Genomic DNA, 14,900 nt, shown 5'->3' on the forward strand with positions numbered 1-14,900 from the left:
TCCAGGAGACACCCCCAATGTTTGGCATGTCCCATGAGACGTTCCTGCTGCTCGATGCAGTGGTCACGGTAATCGGCCTGATTATCCTGATCACCAAATTCAAGATTCACCCGTTCATTTCCCTGACCATCGCCGCCGCGTTCCTCGGCCTGACGTCGGGCATGCCGATCGGCACCATCATCAAAGCGTTCCAGGACGGCTTCGGTGGCGTGCTCGGTTTCGTCGGCATCATCCTCGCGCTGGGCACCATGCTCGGCAAAATGATGGCCGAGTCGGGCGGGGCGGATCAGATCGCCCAGACCCTGATCCGTGCGTTCGGTAAAGACAAAGTCCAGTGGGCAATGATGTTCGCCGCGTTCCTGGTGGGCATTCCGCTGTTCTTCGAAATCGGCTTCGTATTGCTGATTCCGCTGGTGTTCATCGTTGCGCGTCGCACCGGTGTGTCGATCATCAAGATCGGTATCCCGCTGCTCGCCGGCCTGTCCGCTGTGCACGGTCTGGTGCCACCGCACCCGGGTCCGCTGCTGGCCATCGGTGTGTTCGGCGCTGACATCGGCAAGACCATTCTTTATGGTCTGATCGTTGCGCTGCCGACCGCCATCATTGCCGGCCCGATCTTCGGTACGTTCATCGCCAAGCACATTCCGGGTCACCCGAATCAGGAACTGGTCGATCAACTAGCCCGCGAAAATGACGACTCGACCACGCTGCCGAGCTTCAGCATCACCCTGATCACCGTGCTGCTGCCAGTGTTCCTGATGCTGCTGAAAACCTTCGCTGACGTCGCGCTGCCGGACGGTCACTTCTTCCGCACCTGGATGGACATGATCGGTCACCCGATCTCGGCACTGCTGCTGGCATTGCTGCTGTCGCTGTACACCTTCGGCCACAAGCAGGGCATCGGTTCCCAGCAGATGCTCAAGTGGCTCGACGCGAGCCTGGCGCCAACCGCCGCGATCATTCTGATCATCGGTGCTGGTGGTGGCTTCAAGCAGATGCTGGTGACCAGCGGTGTGGGCGATGTGATCGGCCACATGGCGGTCAGCGCACAGATCTCGCCGATCCTGCTGGCGTGGCTGGTGGCAGCGGTGATCCGTATCGCGACCGGTTCGGCGACTGTGGCGACCATCACTGGCGCGGGCATTGTGGTGCCGGTGGTGGGGATGATTCCGGGCGTTAACCGTGAGCTGCTGGTACTGGCTACCGGTGCCGGTTCGTTGATTCTGTCGCACGTGAATGACGCCGGTTTCTGGCTGGTGAAGCAGTACTTCAACATGACCGTGGCCGAGACGTTCAAGACCTGGACGGCGATGGAAACCATCCTCTCGGTGGTTGCGTTGGGCTTTATCCTGCTGTTGTCGCTGTTCGTGTAAGCGCTTCTTGCAGACACAAAAAAACCGCAGCGATGCGGTTTTTTTGTGGGTGAAATTTCGAGGCCGGACACATTCCCTTGTAGGAGTGAGCCTGCTCGCGATAGCGGTGTGTCAGTGCCATTTACGGTGACTGACACACCGCTATCGCGAGCAGGCTCACTCCTACAGGTTTTGCGTTAGCCGCCAGTTTTTGCGACTAATCCATCCGCCCGGAACATCCCGCGAATCCCGCGCACAGCCTGGCGAATCCGATCCTGGTTTTCGATCAGCGCGAAGCGCACATGATCGTCGCCATACTCGCCAAATCCCACCCCTGGCGAAACACAGACCTTGGCCTCGGCCAGCAGTTTTTTGGCGAACTCCAGCGAACCCAGATGCGCATACGCCTCAGGAATCTTCGCCCAGACATACATCGACGCCTTCGGATTTTCGACCATCCAGCCCAGTTCATGCAGACCTTTGACCAGCACATTACGACGCTGACGATACTGCTCGGCGATGTCGCGCACACACTGCTGATCACCTTCCAGGGCGGCAATCGCCGCCACTTGCAGCGGGGTGAAGGTGCCGTAGTCGTGGTAGCTCTTGATCCGTGCGAGGGCGTTGACCAGTTCCGGATTACCGACCATGAAACCGATGCGCCAGCCGGCCATGTTGTAGCTCTTCGACAGGGTGAAAAACTCCACCGCGATGTCCTTGGCGCCCGGCACCTGCATGATCGATGGCGCTTTCCAGCCGTCGTAGACGATGTCGGCGTATGCCAGATCGTGAATCACCAGCACGTCGTACTGCTTGGCGAGGGCGATCACCCGTTCGAAGAAATCCAGTTCCACACACTGTGCAGTCGGGTTCGACGGGAAACCGAGGATCATCATTTTCGGCTTCGGAATCGAACCGCGAATGGCCCGTTCCAGTTCGTCGAAGAAGTCCACGCCCGGCACCAGCGGCACCGAACGCACCTGGGCGCCGGCAATCACCGCACCGTAGATGTGAATCGGGTAGCTCGGGTTTGGCACCAGCACGGTGTCGCCCTGATCGAGGGTCGCCAGCATCAAGTGCGCCAGGCCCTCCTTGGAACCGATGGTGACAATGGCTTCGCTTTCCGGGTCGATATCGACCTCGTAGCGCTGCTTGTACCAGTTGGAAATCGCCCGGCGCAGGCGCGGAATGCCCTTGGATGTGGAGTAGCCGTGGGTGTCTTCGCGTTGGGCAACTTGTACGAGTTTTTCGACAATGTGCGGCGGCGTAGCCCCGTCGGGGTTGCCCATGCTCAAGTCGATGATGTCTTCACCACGACGACGCGCGGCCATCTTCAGCTCGGCGGTGATGTTGAAAACGTAAGGGGGGAGTCGATCTATGCGCGCAAAGCGGCGCGGCGAACCTTGTTCAGCCATTGTTGCCTCGGATAACGTAAGCGCCCGGAACCGTCCGAGCGACGCTGGTCACTGCGGTGACCTGTGGCGGAAGATAAGGTCAGTGATGGCATACTGTCCAGCCCGTTTGTAAACAATTTTGTCCCAAGGAAATCGGTAGATGGAATTCACCAGCGGCTTCTTGCTGAGCCTTTCGCTGTGCCTGGATATCGGCGTGGCCAACATCGCAATGATCACGTTGGCGATGCAGCGCGGTTACTTTCAGGGCTTTGCGCTGGGCCTCGGCACTTGCGTCGGCGACCTGATCTACGCGGTGCTGGCGCTGGCCGGGATGACGGTTTTGCTGCAGTACGAAAGCGTGCGCTGGGTGCTGTGGATCGGTGGTTCGGCGCTGCTGATCTACTTTGCGGCGAAGATGATCTACTCGGCGATTCATCACGAAGCGCAACTGGCCGCGACCGCCGAGGTAGGGCAGAACTCCCATCGCAAGGAGTTCTTCCGGGGGATTTTTCTCGCGATGTCATCGCCAAGCGCGATTCTCTGGTTTGCAGCGGTCGGCGGCACCTTGATCGCGCGTTCCGGTGGCGGCGGCCCTTTGAGTTCGGCGCTGTTCCTTGGCGGTTTCCTCTGCGCCGGGCTGCTTTGGTCGGCGGGTTTATGCTTCGCCGCGAGCCACGGTGGCAAGCTGCTGGGCGACAAGCTATTGCGCTATTCCTACTTGGCATCTGCAGCGATCTTCTGCTATTTCGCAGTTTACGTGATCGTATCCGGCTATAACGAGTTTGTCGGTTCGGGCGCCGTCGAGCAGTTGCACACGCTGTAAGCGTGCGAATTGAGTTTGGCTTTCTATACTCCCAGCCGAATCCCTTTTTTGTTCCAGGAGTCGAGTCATGGATGAGCAAACACGCGTCGAAGTGGCTGAACCTCGCTTCGAACATGGACACTTTCTGCTGATTGCAGGCTTTCGCGGTCGATTTACCCAAGACACAGCAAAAGACATCCCGGCACTGTGGGAAAAGTTCTTGCCGCACCTGGGAAAGATTCAGGGGCAAAAGAACGAAGTGACTTACGGCGTCTGCAGCAATTTCGACGGCAAGGGCGGCTTCGATTACATCGCCGGAGTGGAAATCAGCAAGCTCGATGACCTCGACCAGAAGGTCTACCAATGGGTCGAAGTACTGCCTCGCCAGTACGCAGTGTTCGAGCACAAGGGACCGCTCGAACAATTGCCGCAAACCCTGCAATACATCTACAAGACCTGGTTGCCGACCTCTCATTACGTGGAGCTCAACGCCCCGGAGCTGGAGCGCTACAGCGCCGATTTCAATCCGAAGCTGCACACCGGCAAGCTGGAAATCTGCGTGCCGGTCGATACCAAGGCCTGAGCCGACAAACCTGCGGCGGATCAGTGATCCGCCTCATGGTTTTCAACCCCGCTTGCCTTTGCCGAACCGTCGCGCCCGCAACAGGTCGATGCCCAAGGTGATAAAGCCGAACGTACTGATGCCCAACACCAGCGACAGGCCGATTTCAACGCTGTTCATAAGCGGTTTCCCCCGAAGGTAGTCAAAGACACACCTCAGAAATAGCCCGCCGCCTGCACGAAGAAAAGCGCTTATACGCAGGCTTTACGCTGCCCGTGCGCATCGATATGCAGACCTTATTCCTTTATGCTTTCGGCACTTTCTTCTGCTGATTTCCGAGCCGCCATGAACACCGTCATCCGCAACGTCACCGCCGCCGATCTGGACCGCTGCTACGCCATCGAAACCGTCGCCTATGAAGGTGACGAAGCGGCCACTCGCGAGAAGATCGCTACGCGCATTGCTACTTGGCCGGAAGGTTTTATCGTCGCGGAGGTGGATGGCGTGGTCGCTGGTTTCGTCAATTCCGGTGCGGCGTTCGACGTGCAGATGTCGGACGAGGCGTTCAAGGAACTGATCGGCCATGACCCGAAAGGGCCGAACGTGGTGATCATGTCGGTGGTGGTGCACCCGGATTATCAGGGGCAGGGCTTGGCCAAGCGTTTGATGGGCGAGTTCATCGAGCGTATGCGCGGGATGGATAAAGCGACGATTCATTTGATGTGCAAAGAAATACACATCCCGCTGTATGCCGGGTTTGGCTTTGCCTATATCAAGCCGTCGGAGTCCGATCACGGCGGCATGGCGTGGCACGAGATGATCCTGACCCTATAACCCAACACTGATCAAAACCTGTAGGAGTGAGCCTGCTCGCGATAGCGGAGTGTCAGTCAACATTAATTTAACTGTCACACCGCTATCGCGAGCAGGCTCACTCCTACAATGGACCGCGTTGTGTCAGTAGAGAGTGTCGGTGACCCGTTTTGGGGCTTCACGGTCATAGGTGTCGGCATCGAACTCGCCATCGTTCAGGCGCTTGTGGAAGGCGCCGGCAGAGGGCAGGGCCGAGCGTGGCAGATGCGTTTCAGGATTCCATGCATCCGAGCGGACGAAGGCTTTTGAGCAATGAAAAAACGCCGCCTCCACCGTCACCAGCAACACCGTTTTCGCCGGTTTGCCATTCACCGCAAAGCTTTCCAGCAGTTGCGGATCTGCGCTGATCGTCGCCGTGCCATTGACCCGCAACGTCTCGCCAATTCCCGGAATGATGAACAGCAGCGACACCCGCGAATCCTGCAGCACATTGCGCAAGGTATCGATGCGGTTGTTGCCCGGGCGATCCGGCAGGGCCAAGGTGCGCTCATCAATAATCCGCACAAACCCGGCCTTGTCGCCACGCGGTGAATTGTCGAGGCCATCGGCGCCCACCGAGCTGACAATCACCAGCGGCGAAACCCGCACCATCGCCTGATAATCCTCGTTGAGAAAACCGATCTGCTTGCGCACCGCCCGCTCGTGGGGCAGTCCGTAAATCGCTTCCAGCGCTTCGATTGAATCGATCATCGTGCATCCCTCGATGACTTAGAAAACCAGGCCCATGCGCCGTTCGTAACCGATCCGGCCCTTGTACGCTTCACCGCTGTCGACGTAGCCGTGCTTGGCGTACAGCGCGATCGCCGCATCATTGTCAGCGTCCACCGACAATTCCAGCCCTTTGATCTCCGGCCACGCCTGACGCGCAACCTCGGGCAGCGCTTGCAGACAGGCCTTGCCGTAACCCTTGCCCTGCGCGCGGCGATCGACCTGCAACGCATGCAACGTGGCGCTGTGTTCATTGGCCCAGTCCGGCAACACTGGCGGGCGTTTGAGCAGCAGAAACGCCACCGGCACGTCATCTGCCAACAGCGCAAAACCTTTCACCCCGGGGCCGGGTTTCGACAGCAGCGTGTGCAAGGCACCATGAATGTCGCCGGAAAACTTGATCTGCTCGGCATGGATTTCAATCGCCTCGACTTGCTGACGCTGCAAGGCGTTCAGGTTGTCGTACGGCACGAGTTGGGCTGACACGGGAATTTCCTTTTTCCTACAAAGATAAGTCTCGGATTCTAGCGATTTTGGCCTCAGTGGAAATTTTTTGTTTCGACTGTCGATCTGCTTGTTTGCCGAACGACTAAAGGTGTCTTCACAACAAAAACCACGGAGAACACCATGAGCGAACAAGCTGAAATCCAGACCCTGATCAACACCTACCGCGAAGCCGTCATGACCAAGGACGTGGAGAAAGTCATGGCGTTGTACGCCGACGACATCGTCTCCTTCGATGCGATCAAAGCCCTGCAATTCAAGGGCAAACCCGCCTACCGCGCGCACTGGGTCGAATGCATGGAAATGTGCCCCGGCCCGCACATTTTCGAGTTCCACGAAATCGTTATCGAGAGCGCCGACAACATCGCTTTCGCCCACTGGGTCGCCAATTGCGGCGGCACCAATGACAAGGGCGAAACCCAGAGCTGCTGGATGCGCGTCACCGCCTGCTATCGGCAGGTCGGCGGCACGTGGAAAATCGTCCACGAACACTGGTCGGCACCGTTCGATCCGATGAGCGGCGCGACGCTGTTCGATGTGACGCCCTGATCTTCAGCCATAGTTGATCCGTCCGATTCAGGAGAACGCCATGAAGTATTTATGCCTGGTCTACAGCGATGAGCGCCTGCTGCATTTATCGCCCGACAGCCCGGAAGACGCCGAGTGCTGGGCTTATGCCGAGTCGATTCAAGGCAGCGGGCGAATGGTTGCCGCCGAGGCGCTGGAGTCGGTGCAGACCGCCACCACGGTGCGTATGCGCAACGGCAAACTGTCGATCACCGACGGCCCGTTCGCCGAAACCAAGGAGCAACTGGCCGGCTTCTACCTGATCGACGCCAAGGATCTCAACGAAGCGATTCAGGTCGCCGGCAACATTCCGGCGGCGCGGGTTGGCAGCGTTGAAGTGCGCCCGGTGCGGCAGTTGAATGTCTGAGGTTCGGGCGCGGGTCGAGCAGGTCTATCGCGAAGACTCGCGGCGGATTCTGGCGACGCTGATTCGCTTGCTGGGTGATTTCGACCTCGCCGAAGAGGCCTTGCATGAGGCGTTCTTCGTCGCGGTCGAGCGTTGGCAACGCGACGGCGTGCCGGACAATCCGCGCACCTGGCTGGTGTCCACCGGGCGGTTCAAGGCGATTGACGTGTTGCGTCGACGTGCACGCTTCAAAGCTTCACAGCCCTTGTTGTTGGCGCAGCTGGAAGAACTGGAACAGGCGGACTGGAGTGGCGAAGACGTGGAAGACGATCGCCTGCGGCTGATCTTCACCTGCTGCCACCCGGCACTGGCGGCCGATGCGCAAGTGCCGCTGACCTTGCGCGAAGTCTGCGACCTGACCACCGAGGAAATCGCCCGCGCGTTTCTCTCGGCACCGGCGGCGATTGCCCAACGCATCGTGCGCGCTAAAGCCAAGATCCGTGACGCAAAAATCCCCTATCAAGTACCGAGCCTGAGCGAATTGCCCGAACGCCTCGACAGTGTGTTGCGGGTGATTTATCTGGTGTTCAACGAAGGGTATTCGGCGTCGGGCGGGGCGGAGGTGACCCGTGAGGATTTGACTCGCGAGGCGATCAGATTGGGACGGTTGTTGATGGAGTTGTTGCCGGAGCCGGAAGTGATGGGGCTGTTGGCGATGATGCTGTTGCACGAATCGCGACGCTCGGCGCGCACTTCGCCGGACGGCGAATTGGTCTTGCTCGACGATCAGGATCGTACATTGTGGGACAGCGAGTTGATCGCTGAAGGTTGTGCTCTGGTCGAGCGTGCGCTGACGACGCGGCGGTTCGGGCCGTATTGTTTGCAGGCGGCGATTGCTGCGGTGCATGCCGAGGCGCCGACGGCGGCAGAAACTGATTGGGAGCAGATCGTTGGCTTGTATGACGTGCTGTTGCGGGCGGTGCCTTCTCCGGTGATCGAGTTGAACCGGGCGGTGGCGGTGGCCAAGCGTGATGGGGCGTTGGCGGGGTTGAATTTGATTGAGGGGATTTTGGCGCGAGGGGAGTTGCAGGATTACCACTTGGCGCATTCGGCGCGGGCGGAGTTTTGTCGGCAGTTGGGTAGGGTGGAAGAGGCGAGGGCGGCGTATTTGCGGGCGTTGGAGCTTACGCGGCAAGAGCCGGAGCGGCGGTTTATTCAAGGGCGGCTCATGGCGCTGGAACTACCCTCACCCTAGCCCTCTCCCAGGGGGAGAGGGGACTGATTGGGGGATGCTGTAGAAGTACGCCGACCTGAACGCTCAGCGGTGAATCCATAATTGAGGTGTATACCGTAGCTATACATCCATAATCGACTCGGTCTCTCAGGTCGATGTATGACGCAAGACACCTCGGTCGGCCCCCTCTCCCTCTGGGAGAGGGCTGGGGTGAGGGGCTTTTGACTTCAGGCTTGCCAGCGATCAGCAGCGCCGCTATTCCAGCATCTTGCTCAACAACCAGCTCCCCGCCGGCCCCGGCGGATACAGCCGCGACCACAACGCATCGACAAACACCGGTTTCGGCCAGCCGCGCACCTTCAACTCCACCAGCAAATCATTGCCAAAGCGCTGCGCCAGCCAGCGCGGTAGCGGCGCCCAGCCAAAACCTTTCTCGGCCATCTCCAGCAACATCAGATAACTCGGCGCCGACCACACGCGACCTTTGCCACGACTGTCATACGGATTGACGATGGTCGCCAGACGCAATTCGCGATGCTGCTCGAGGATCTGCTGATCAATGTGGTCAAGCTTGGCCAGCGCATGGTCGCGATTGACGAACAAGGCGATTTCCGTGCGCTCGGCCACGGTCGAGGTGACCAGATCCGGCGGATAGCTCTCTTGCATTTCCGCGAACGCCAGATGCGCGCGACCGCGCTGTACCAGCTCGATCAGGTCATCGCACTCAGCGATCAAACATTCCAGCTCCAGATCCGGATAACGCTGCTCAAACCCCACCAACGCCGCTTCAAAACGGTCCGACTGATAGGTATCGGAAATCGCCACCGTAAGCTTCGCTTCGACGCCCTGGGACAACTGCCGTGCGGTCATTTCCAGGCGACTGCTGGCCGCCAGAATTGCCTCAGCACGTTGCAGCAGCACATGCCCGGCCGGGGTCAGGGTCGGTTTGCGGCTGCTGCGATCAAACAGCACCAGGTCCAGATCAATCTCAAGGCTGGCCACCGCCGCGCTGACGGTCGACTGACTCCGCCCCAGCTTGCGCGCCGCTGCGGAAAACGAACCTTGGGTTGCAGCCTGGACAAATGCCAGCAGCACTTCCTGCGAGATCATCAACTATCGCCTTGATCGATGGTTATTGATTATGAAGTATCGGTTTAGGGATGGATCATGGCAACCATCTTCACTCAAGGAGTCAGGCCATGACTGCCCACAAATCCATCACAGAACGTATTTACCAGGCGGTTGGTTTTGAGCTGTTGGCCATCCTGATCTGCACCCCGTTGCTGGCGTGGATCATGAAAAAGCCGATGCTTGAAATGGGCGCCGTGACGGTGTTGATCGCCCTGTTGGCGCTGGGTTGGAACGTGGTGTTCAACCGTTTCTTCGACCGTCTGCTGGAACGCATGAATGTTGCGCACAGCGCCTGGGTGCGGGTGGTGCATGCGCTGCTGTTCGAAGGGGGCTTGATCGTGATGGGCGTGCCGTTGATTGCCTGGTGGCTGTCGGTCAGCCTGTGGCAGGCGTTTTTGCTCGACGTCGGCGTGCTGCTGTTTTTCCTGCCGTACACCTATGTGTATCACTGGGGCTATGACGTGTTGCGCGAGCGCTTTATGACCCGCAACGCCTGTCAGAACTAACCTCGTTCCCCGTGTAGGAGCTGCCGAAGGCTGCGATCTTTTGATCTTGCCCTTAAAAATCAAGATCAAAAGATCGCAGCCTTCGGCAGCTCCTACATGTGAAGGTGTCTCAGCGTTAGTTAGAGAAACATGCCGCCGGAAGCCTCGACCCGTTGGCCATTGATCCACTGCGCCCCCGGTGACAGCAACAATGCCAATGCCCCGCCAATGTCATCCGGCTGCCCGGCGCGACCCAGTGCGGTGTTGTCGGCGACCATCGCGTTCACCGCGGCATTGTCGCGCACGGTACCGCCACCAAAGTCGGTTTCAATGGCGCCAGGCGCCAAGGTGTTCACGGCAATCTGCCGCGCGCCCAACTCTTTCGCCTGATAGCGGGTCAGTACTTCAATCGCGCCTTTCATCGCCGCATAAGCACTGGCGCCGGGGAGGGTGAAACGCGCGAGGCCGCTGGAGATGTTGATGATCCGACCGCCGTCGTTAATCAACGGCAGCAGTTGCTGAGTCAGAAAGAACGGCCCTTTGAAATGCACGTTCACCAACATGTCGAATTGCTCAACGCTGGTCTCGGCGAAGCTGACATGCAGGCCGACCCCGGCATTGTTGATCAGGAAATCAAAACGCTGACGGTCGAAAGTCTGCTGCAACGCCTGCACAACACGTGTACCGAAATCGGCAAAGGTTTCGCTGCGGCCAACATCGAGTTGCAGCATCACGGCTTTGCCGCCGAGTGCTTGCACTTCGCTCACCAGCGCCTGAGCTTCATCAGCACGGCTGTGGTAAGTGCCGATGATGTCGATGCCCTGAGCGGCGAGGTGCAGAGCTGCGTTTTTGCCCAGGCCACGGCTGGCGCCGGTGATCAATGCGATTTTACGATTCATGGAGGCTTCCTCGATTGCGGTGAGTGGTGATGGGCTCAGTTTATTTATCCGCCGTGAGGTGATAAACAGAGTGAAACCGGAATCACTGATCGGCTCAGTCGAACAATCGATAGGTGCCTAATGAACAAACTGGAACTGCTGCGCACCTTCGTCCGAGTCAGCGAACTGTCGAGTTTTACCCTCGCCGGGGAAAGTCTCGGACTGCCGCGATCAACCGTGTCGGAACATGTGCAGGCGCTGGAAGCGTTACTCGGCACTCGCTTGCTGCAACGCACCACACGCAAGGTGCAGGCGACGCAGGACGGACTGGTGCTGTACGAACGCAGCAAGGATCTGCTCTCGCACATGGACGAGATCGAAGGCTTGTTCCGCCAGGACGAGGCCTCGCTGACCGGGCGCATTCGTGTCGACCTGCCGAACATTCTCGCGCGGCGCCTGATCATGCCGCGCTTGCCGCAGTTCATGGATCGTCACCCGAATCTTGAGCTGGAAATCAGCAGCACCGATCGCCGCGTCGATCTGCTCAGCGAGGGCTTCGATTGCGTGGTGCGCATCGGCGCGCAGCCGGATCAATCGGTGGTCGCGCGACACCTCGGTGACTTTCCCATGGTCAACTGCGCCAGCCCTGCGTACCTCGAGCGCTACGGCGTGCCGCAAACGCTGGAAGACCTGGCGCAGCATCGGCTGGTGCATTACGTTGGCGTGCTCGGTTCGCGTTCGGAAGGTTTTGTGTACGAGGAGGGCGGTCAGGTTAAACGCCTGCCGATGGCTGGCAGCATTACGGTCAACAGCACTGACGCTTACGAGTCGGCGTGCCTCGGCGGTTTCGGTCTGACGCAGGTACCGCGAACCGGCATGCAGCCGCATCTGGAAAACGGCGAATTGGTCACCGTGTTGCCGCAATTCACCGCGCCGGCGATGGGGATTTCATTGCTGTATGCGCGACAGCGGCATTTGCCGTTGCGGGTGCGGGTGTTTATGGATTGGCTGGGCGATCTGATTCGCTCTGCGCTCTAACCCTGAACACCGGTCAAAACTGTAGGAGTGAGCCTGCTCGCGATAGCGGTGTGTCAGTTGAATCAATGTTGACTGATACACCGCTATCGCGAGCAGGCTCACTCCTACAGGGGATCTTCGTCCGTCAGAAGATCTGGGTGAACAGCCAGTACAGGCTGCCCGACAGCAGAATCGCAGCCGGCAGGGTCAGCACCCACGCCATCAACAGATTGCGGATGGTCTTCATCTGCAATCCGCCACCGTTGGCAACCATGGTCCCGGCCACGCCCGAGGACAACACGTGCGTCGTCGACACCGGCAAACCAAACATGTCCGCCGCACCGATGGTGAGCATGGCCACGGTTTCCGCCGAGGCACCTTGCGCATAGGTCAGATGGGTCTTGCCGATCTTCTCGCCGACCGTCACCACAATCCTCTTCCAGCCAACCATGGTGCCCAGTCCCAGCGCGATGGCCACGGCGATCTTCACCCACAGCGGAATAAACCGCGTGGCGTTGTCGATCTGCTGTTTGAACAACTGCAGTTTGCCGCTGGTGTCGGCGTCGAAATTGCCGACCTTGTTCTTGTCCATCAGGCGAATGCTCTCGCTGGCTAGGTACATGTCATTGCGCACGTTACCCATGGCTTCGGCCGGGACTTTCGCCAGCGAACCGTAGCCTTTGACTTCTTCGCCAATGTGCCCGGTGAGGGCGGCGAGGGCGGGGATCAGTTGCGGCGTGGCGTCCTTGCTGCGCACGTAATCGGAGAGCACCGCACGCGGATCGGCGGGCGTCGGCAGCGGTGCGCTTTTCACCAGCGCTTGCTGAGTGACTTGCGCCACAGCGGCAAACTGCAGCGATTGTTCTTCCGGCATCGTGCGGTTCAAGGCATAGGCCATTGGCAGTGTGCCGACCAGAATCAACATGATCAGGCCCATGCCTTTCTGCCCGTCGTTGGAGCCGTGGGCGAAGGACACACCGGTGCAGGTCAGAATCAGCAAACCGCGAATCCACCATGGCGGCGGCGTGTTGCCTTCCGGCGCCTTGTACAGCGAGCGATTCTTCACGAACGCACGCAGCGCCAGCAGCAACAGCGCCGCACAGCCGAAACCCACCAGTGGCGACAGCAGCAGTGCGTAACCGATCTTGGTCGCCTGCGCCCAATCGACACCGCTGGTGCCGTCACGGCCGTGCATCAGGGCATTGGCCACACCGACGCCGATGATCGAACCGATCAAGGTGTGCGACGACGAGGCTGGCAAACCCAGCCACCAGGTGCCGAGGTTCCACAGGATCGCCGCGATCAGCAGGGCGAAAATCATCGAGAAGCCAGCGGACGAACCGACCTGCAGAATCAACTCCACCGGCAGCAACGCGATGATGCCGAACGCCACCGCGCCACTCGAAAGCAGCACGCCGAGAAAGTTGAAGAACCCCGACCAGACCACGGCGACATTGGGTGGCAGCGAATGGGTGTAGATCACCGTCGCCACGGCGTTGGCGGTGTCGTGGAAACCGTTGACGAACTCGAAGCCCAGTGCAATCAGCAGCGCGACGCCGAGCAGCAGAAACGGCGTCCAGGTGGTCACCACCGTGCCGAGTTCGTGCATGTCGTGCATCAGGCTGTAGGCGGTGAAGAGCATTCCCATCGCCAGCACGGCGAAAAAGATCACATAGGTGAATGGGCCGGTTTTCTTGTCGAGGGCAGGCCTGCCGCTGGCGGCGGACGCGGGGCTGGCGGTCAGGGAGGGAGTAGCCATGAGCGGACAATCCTGAGCGAGGAAAGGAATGTCGCCCATGATCGTTGCAGAATGTTACAGAGAGACTGCGCCATGTCAGTGTTTGGCTGATTAATCCAACCGTCGGTCTTAAGCCGTTGAGGTCCCCTGTGGGAGCGGTGCATTCCGTGGTCAATAATCCCCGCGCTTGCGAAATGCCCATCGCCCGGCAATCACGGTAAACGTCGCCACCAGCGCAACCAATATCCAGAACCCCTCCGGATCCTGCGACAACGGCACGCCACCCACATTCATCCCGAAAAAACCGGCAATGATGTTGATCGGCAGCGCCAGCACCGTCACCACGGTCAGAGTAAACAGCGTACGGTTGCTCTGTTCGTTGAGGTTGGCGGCGATCTCTTCCTGGAGCAATTTGATCCGCTCACCGAGGGCGGTGAGGTCGTTGATGATCAGCGCAAACTCCTCGGTGGATTTGCGCAGTTCCTTGACGTCCTCCTTCTGCAACCACGGCGGCGGCCGGTTGAGCAGACGCAGCAACGACCCCGGCTCCAGTGCCAACAATCGTTGCAGACGCACCAGCACCCGACGATTGGCACCGAGTTCGGCGCGGTTGGTCGACAGCCGCGAGGAGAGCAATTCGTCTTCGACCTGATCGACGCTCATGCTGGTCTTGCGCACGATCTGCGTGAGCACTTCGCCCTGATCGCGCAGCAGATGCACGAGCAGTTCCGAGGGCGAACGAAAGCGTTCGCCGGCCTTCACCGACGAGCGCAATTTGTCCACCGAGTGCAGCGGTTGCAGACGCGCGCTGACGATCAGTTTGCTGCGCACACAGACCCACAGCGTCGACACGTCCGAGGAGACCATGCTGCTGAGGTTGAACACCACATCGTTGACCACTGCCAGCAACGCCGAGTCGACATGCTCGATACGCGTCGAGCGCGAACCTTCGTGCAGCGCCTCGAAAAACTCTTCAGGCAATTGCAGATGACTTTTCATCCAGCGTTCGCACGCCGCATGCGCCAGATTGAGGTGCAGCCAAAGGAATTCGCCACTGTCGCTATCGTCCTGCAAGCAGCGCAGTGCCGTCGCCGAATCGACTTCGCGGCCCCGTTCGCCGGGCAGGAAACGAAAGCCGTAGAGCAGGCCAAACAGATCAGGATCGCGATGACTGATGTCGAGGCTGTGGTTCATGAGGGCTCGCTGCGAGGAGGGTGCGTCGGTCGCGCAAATGGCAGGTTCACTGAGCCGCATCATCGCAATGTCACATGACATTTAGATGACAGCAAAGTGACGTCAAATCAGCGAC

16 protein-coding genes are annotated in these 14,900 nt (G+C 59.3%); 9 read left to right on the forward strand and 7 right to left on the reverse strand.

What is annotated here, in order from left to right; translation table 11 throughout:
- Positions 1-17: 17 nt before the first annotated feature.
- Positions 18-1,373, forward strand: a complete 1,356-nt coding sequence (locus ACOYXE_RS00510) for a GntP family permease (RefSeq protein ID WP_008082018.1) — start codon at positions 18-20, stop codon at positions 1,371-1,373.
- A 176-nt stretch (positions 1,374-1,549) separates the two neighbouring features.
- Here the strand turns inward: ACOYXE_RS00510 and alaC are convergent, their stop codons facing one another.
- Positions 1,550-2,767: an alanine transaminase gene (gene alaC, locus ACOYXE_RS00515; protein ID WP_093099119.1), complete on the reverse strand. Its 1,218-nt coding sequence runs from the start codon at positions 2,765-2,767 to the stop codon at positions 1,550-1,552.
- A gap of 139 nt (positions 2,768-2,906) precedes the next feature.
- Here alaC and ACOYXE_RS00520 point away from each other — a divergent pair, with 139 nt between their 5' ends.
- From ACOYXE_RS00520 to ACOYXE_RS00530, 3 genes are all read left to right on the forward strand, one after another.
- Positions 2,907-3,569, forward strand: coding sequence for a LysE family translocator (locus tag ACOYXE_RS00520; RefSeq protein WP_160059132.1), 663 nt, complete (start codon positions 2,907-2,909; stop codon positions 3,567-3,569).
- 67 nt (positions 3,570-3,636) lie between these two features.
- Positions 3,637-4,131, forward strand: coding sequence for a GyrI-like domain-containing protein (locus ACOYXE_RS00525; protein WP_095121252.1), 495 nt, complete (start codon positions 3,637-3,639; stop codon positions 4,129-4,131).
- Positions 4,132-4,455: 324 nt separating this feature from the next.
- Positions 4,456-4,944 carry a GNAT family N-acetyltransferase gene (locus ACOYXE_RS00530; protein WP_160059130.1) on the forward strand — a complete coding sequence of 163 codons (489 nt, stop codon included), beginning with the start codon at positions 4,456-4,458 and terminating at the stop codon, positions 4,942-4,944.
- Between the two features lie 123 nt (positions 4,945-5,067).
- Here the strand turns inward: ACOYXE_RS00530 and ACOYXE_RS00535 are convergent, their stop codons facing one another.
- Together ACOYXE_RS00535 and ACOYXE_RS00540 are read right to left on the reverse strand one after the other, a co-directional pair.
- Complete coding sequence (locus ACOYXE_RS00535; RefSeq protein ID WP_405123026.1) at positions 5,068-5,673, reverse strand: pyridoxamine 5'-phosphate oxidase family protein; 606 nt, start codon at positions 5,671-5,673, stop codon at positions 5,068-5,070.
- Between the two features lie 18 nt (positions 5,674-5,691).
- Positions 5,692-6,177, reverse strand: a complete 486-nt coding sequence (locus ACOYXE_RS00540; protein ID WP_405123027.1) for a GNAT family N-acetyltransferase — start codon at positions 6,175-6,177, stop codon at positions 5,692-5,694.
- Between the two features lie 141 nt (positions 6,178-6,318).
- On the opposite strand from ACOYXE_RS00540, the gene ACOYXE_RS00545 reads away from it, so the two are divergent.
- Genes ACOYXE_RS00545 through ACOYXE_RS00555 form a run of 3 tightly spaced genes read left to right on the forward strand, consistent with a single transcriptional unit; the run spans position 6,319 to position 8,363 of the window.
- The gene (locus ACOYXE_RS00545) at positions 6,319-6,744 is read left to right on the forward strand and encodes a YybH family protein (protein ID WP_460927309.1); all 426 of its coding nucleotides are present in this window, start codon (positions 6,319-6,321) and stop codon (positions 6,742-6,744) included.
- A 40-nt stretch (positions 6,745-6,784) separates the two neighbouring features.
- Positions 6,785-7,129 carry a YciI family protein gene (locus ACOYXE_RS00550; RefSeq protein ID WP_405123029.1) on the forward strand — a complete coding sequence of 115 codons (345 nt, stop codon included), beginning with the start codon at positions 6,785-6,787 and terminating at the stop codon, positions 7,127-7,129.
- Positions 7,122-8,363, forward strand: a complete 1,242-nt coding sequence (locus ACOYXE_RS00555) for an RNA polymerase sigma factor (protein WP_405123030.1) — start codon at positions 7,122-7,124, stop codon at positions 8,361-8,363. Before ACOYXE_RS00550 ends, ACOYXE_RS00555 begins: the two co-directional genes overlap by 8 nt.
- Before the next feature lie 234 nt (positions 8,364-8,597).
- Here the strand turns inward: ACOYXE_RS00555 and ACOYXE_RS00560 are convergent, their stop codons facing one another.
- On the reverse strand, positions 8,598-9,452 hold the full coding sequence (locus ACOYXE_RS00560) for a LysR family transcriptional regulator (protein WP_460927312.1): 855 nt from the start codon (positions 9,450-9,452) through the stop codon (positions 8,598-8,600).
- An 89-nt stretch (positions 9,453-9,541) separates the two neighbouring features.
- Between ACOYXE_RS00560 and ACOYXE_RS00565 the strand changes: the two genes are divergently transcribed.
- Complete coding sequence (locus ACOYXE_RS00565; protein WP_405123032.1) at positions 9,542-9,979, forward strand: multidrug/biocide efflux PACE transporter; 438 nt, start codon at positions 9,542-9,544, stop codon at positions 9,977-9,979.
- Positions 9,980-10,098: 119 nt separating this feature from the next.
- Here the strand turns inward: ACOYXE_RS00565 and ACOYXE_RS00570 are convergent, their stop codons facing one another.
- Positions 10,099-10,857 carry an SDR family NAD(P)-dependent oxidoreductase gene (locus tag ACOYXE_RS00570; protein ID WP_405123033.1) on the reverse strand — a complete coding sequence of 253 codons (759 nt, stop codon included), beginning with the start codon at positions 10,855-10,857 and terminating at the stop codon, positions 10,099-10,101.
- Between the two features lie 120 nt (positions 10,858-10,977).
- Between ACOYXE_RS00570 and ACOYXE_RS00575 the strand changes: the two genes are divergently transcribed.
- Entirely contained in the window at positions 10,978-11,874 is an 897-nt protein-coding gene (locus ACOYXE_RS00575; protein WP_273917172.1) for a LysR family transcriptional regulator, read from the forward strand.
- Between the two features lie 124 nt (positions 11,875-11,998).
- Here ACOYXE_RS00575 and ACOYXE_RS00580 read toward each other — a convergent pair whose 3' ends face one another.
- Both ACOYXE_RS00580 and ACOYXE_RS00585 read right to left on the reverse strand, forming a co-directional pair.
- Positions 11,999-13,612 (reverse strand): inorganic phosphate transporter, encoded by a 1,614-nt coding sequence (locus tag ACOYXE_RS00580; protein WP_077574219.1) that lies wholly within the window; start codon positions 13,610-13,612, stop codon positions 11,999-12,001.
- Positions 13,613-13,762: 150 nt separating this feature from the next.
- Positions 13,763-14,785 (reverse strand): transporter, encoded by a 1,023-nt coding sequence (locus tag ACOYXE_RS00585; protein WP_102900881.1) that lies wholly within the window; start codon positions 14,783-14,785, stop codon positions 13,763-13,765.
- Positions 14,786-14,900: the final 115 nt, after the last annotated feature.

This window comes from Pseudomonas sp. MC6 (assembly GCF_054790575.1).

Coding starts and splice junctions, on each gene's coding strand:
- ACOYXE_RS00570 (WP_405123033.1), bottom strand. CDS start 10,857: ATGAATCGTAAAATCGCATTGATCACCGGCGCCAGCCGTGGCCTGGGC.
- ACOYXE_RS00575 (WP_273917172.1), top strand. CDS start 10,978: ATGAACAAACTGGAACTGCTGCGCACCTTCGTCCGAGTCAGCGAACTG.
- ACOYXE_RS00545 (WP_460927309.1), top strand. CDS start 6,319: ATGAGCGAACAAGCTGAAATCCAGACCCTGATCAACACCTACCGCGAA.
- ACOYXE_RS00525 (WP_095121252.1), top strand. CDS start 3,637: ATGGATGAGCAAACACGCGTCGAAGTGGCTGAACCTCGCTTCGAACAT.
- ACOYXE_RS00565 (WP_405123032.1), top strand. CDS start 9,542: ATGACTGCCCACAAATCCATCACAGAACGTATTTACCAGGCGGTTGGT.
- ACOYXE_RS00580 (WP_077574219.1), bottom strand. CDS start 13,612: ATGGCTACTCCCTCCCTGACCGCCAGCCCCGCGTCCGCCGCCAGCGGC.
- ACOYXE_RS00555 (WP_405123030.1), top strand. CDS start 7,122: ATGTCTGAGGTTCGGGCGCGGGTCGAGCAGGTCTATCGCGAAGACTCG.
- ACOYXE_RS00550 (WP_405123029.1), top strand. CDS start 6,785: ATGAAGTATTTATGCCTGGTCTACAGCGATGAGCGCCTGCTGCATTTA.
- ACOYXE_RS00535 (WP_405123026.1), bottom strand. CDS start 5,673: ATGATCGATTCAATCGAAGCGCTGGAAGCGATTTACGGACTGCCCCAC.
- alaC (WP_093099119.1), bottom strand. CDS start 2,767: ATGGCTGAACAAGGTTCGCCGCGCCGCTTTGCGCGCATAGATCGACTC.
- ACOYXE_RS00530 (WP_160059130.1), top strand. CDS start 4,456: ATGAACACCGTCATCCGCAACGTCACCGCCGCCGATCTGGACCGCTGC.
- ACOYXE_RS00520 (WP_160059132.1), top strand. CDS start 2,907: ATGGAATTCACCAGCGGCTTCTTGCTGAGCCTTTCGCTGTGCCTGGAT.
- ACOYXE_RS00510 (WP_008082018.1), top strand. CDS start 18: ATGTTTGGCATGTCCCATGAGACGTTCCTGCTGCTCGATGCAGTGGTC.
- ACOYXE_RS00560 (WP_460927312.1), bottom strand. CDS start 9,452: ATGATCTCGCAGGAAGTGCTGCTGGCATTTGTCCAGGCTGCAACCCAA.
- ACOYXE_RS00585 (WP_102900881.1), bottom strand. CDS start 14,785: ATGAACCACAGCCTCGACATCAGTCATCGCGATCCTGATCTGTTTGGC.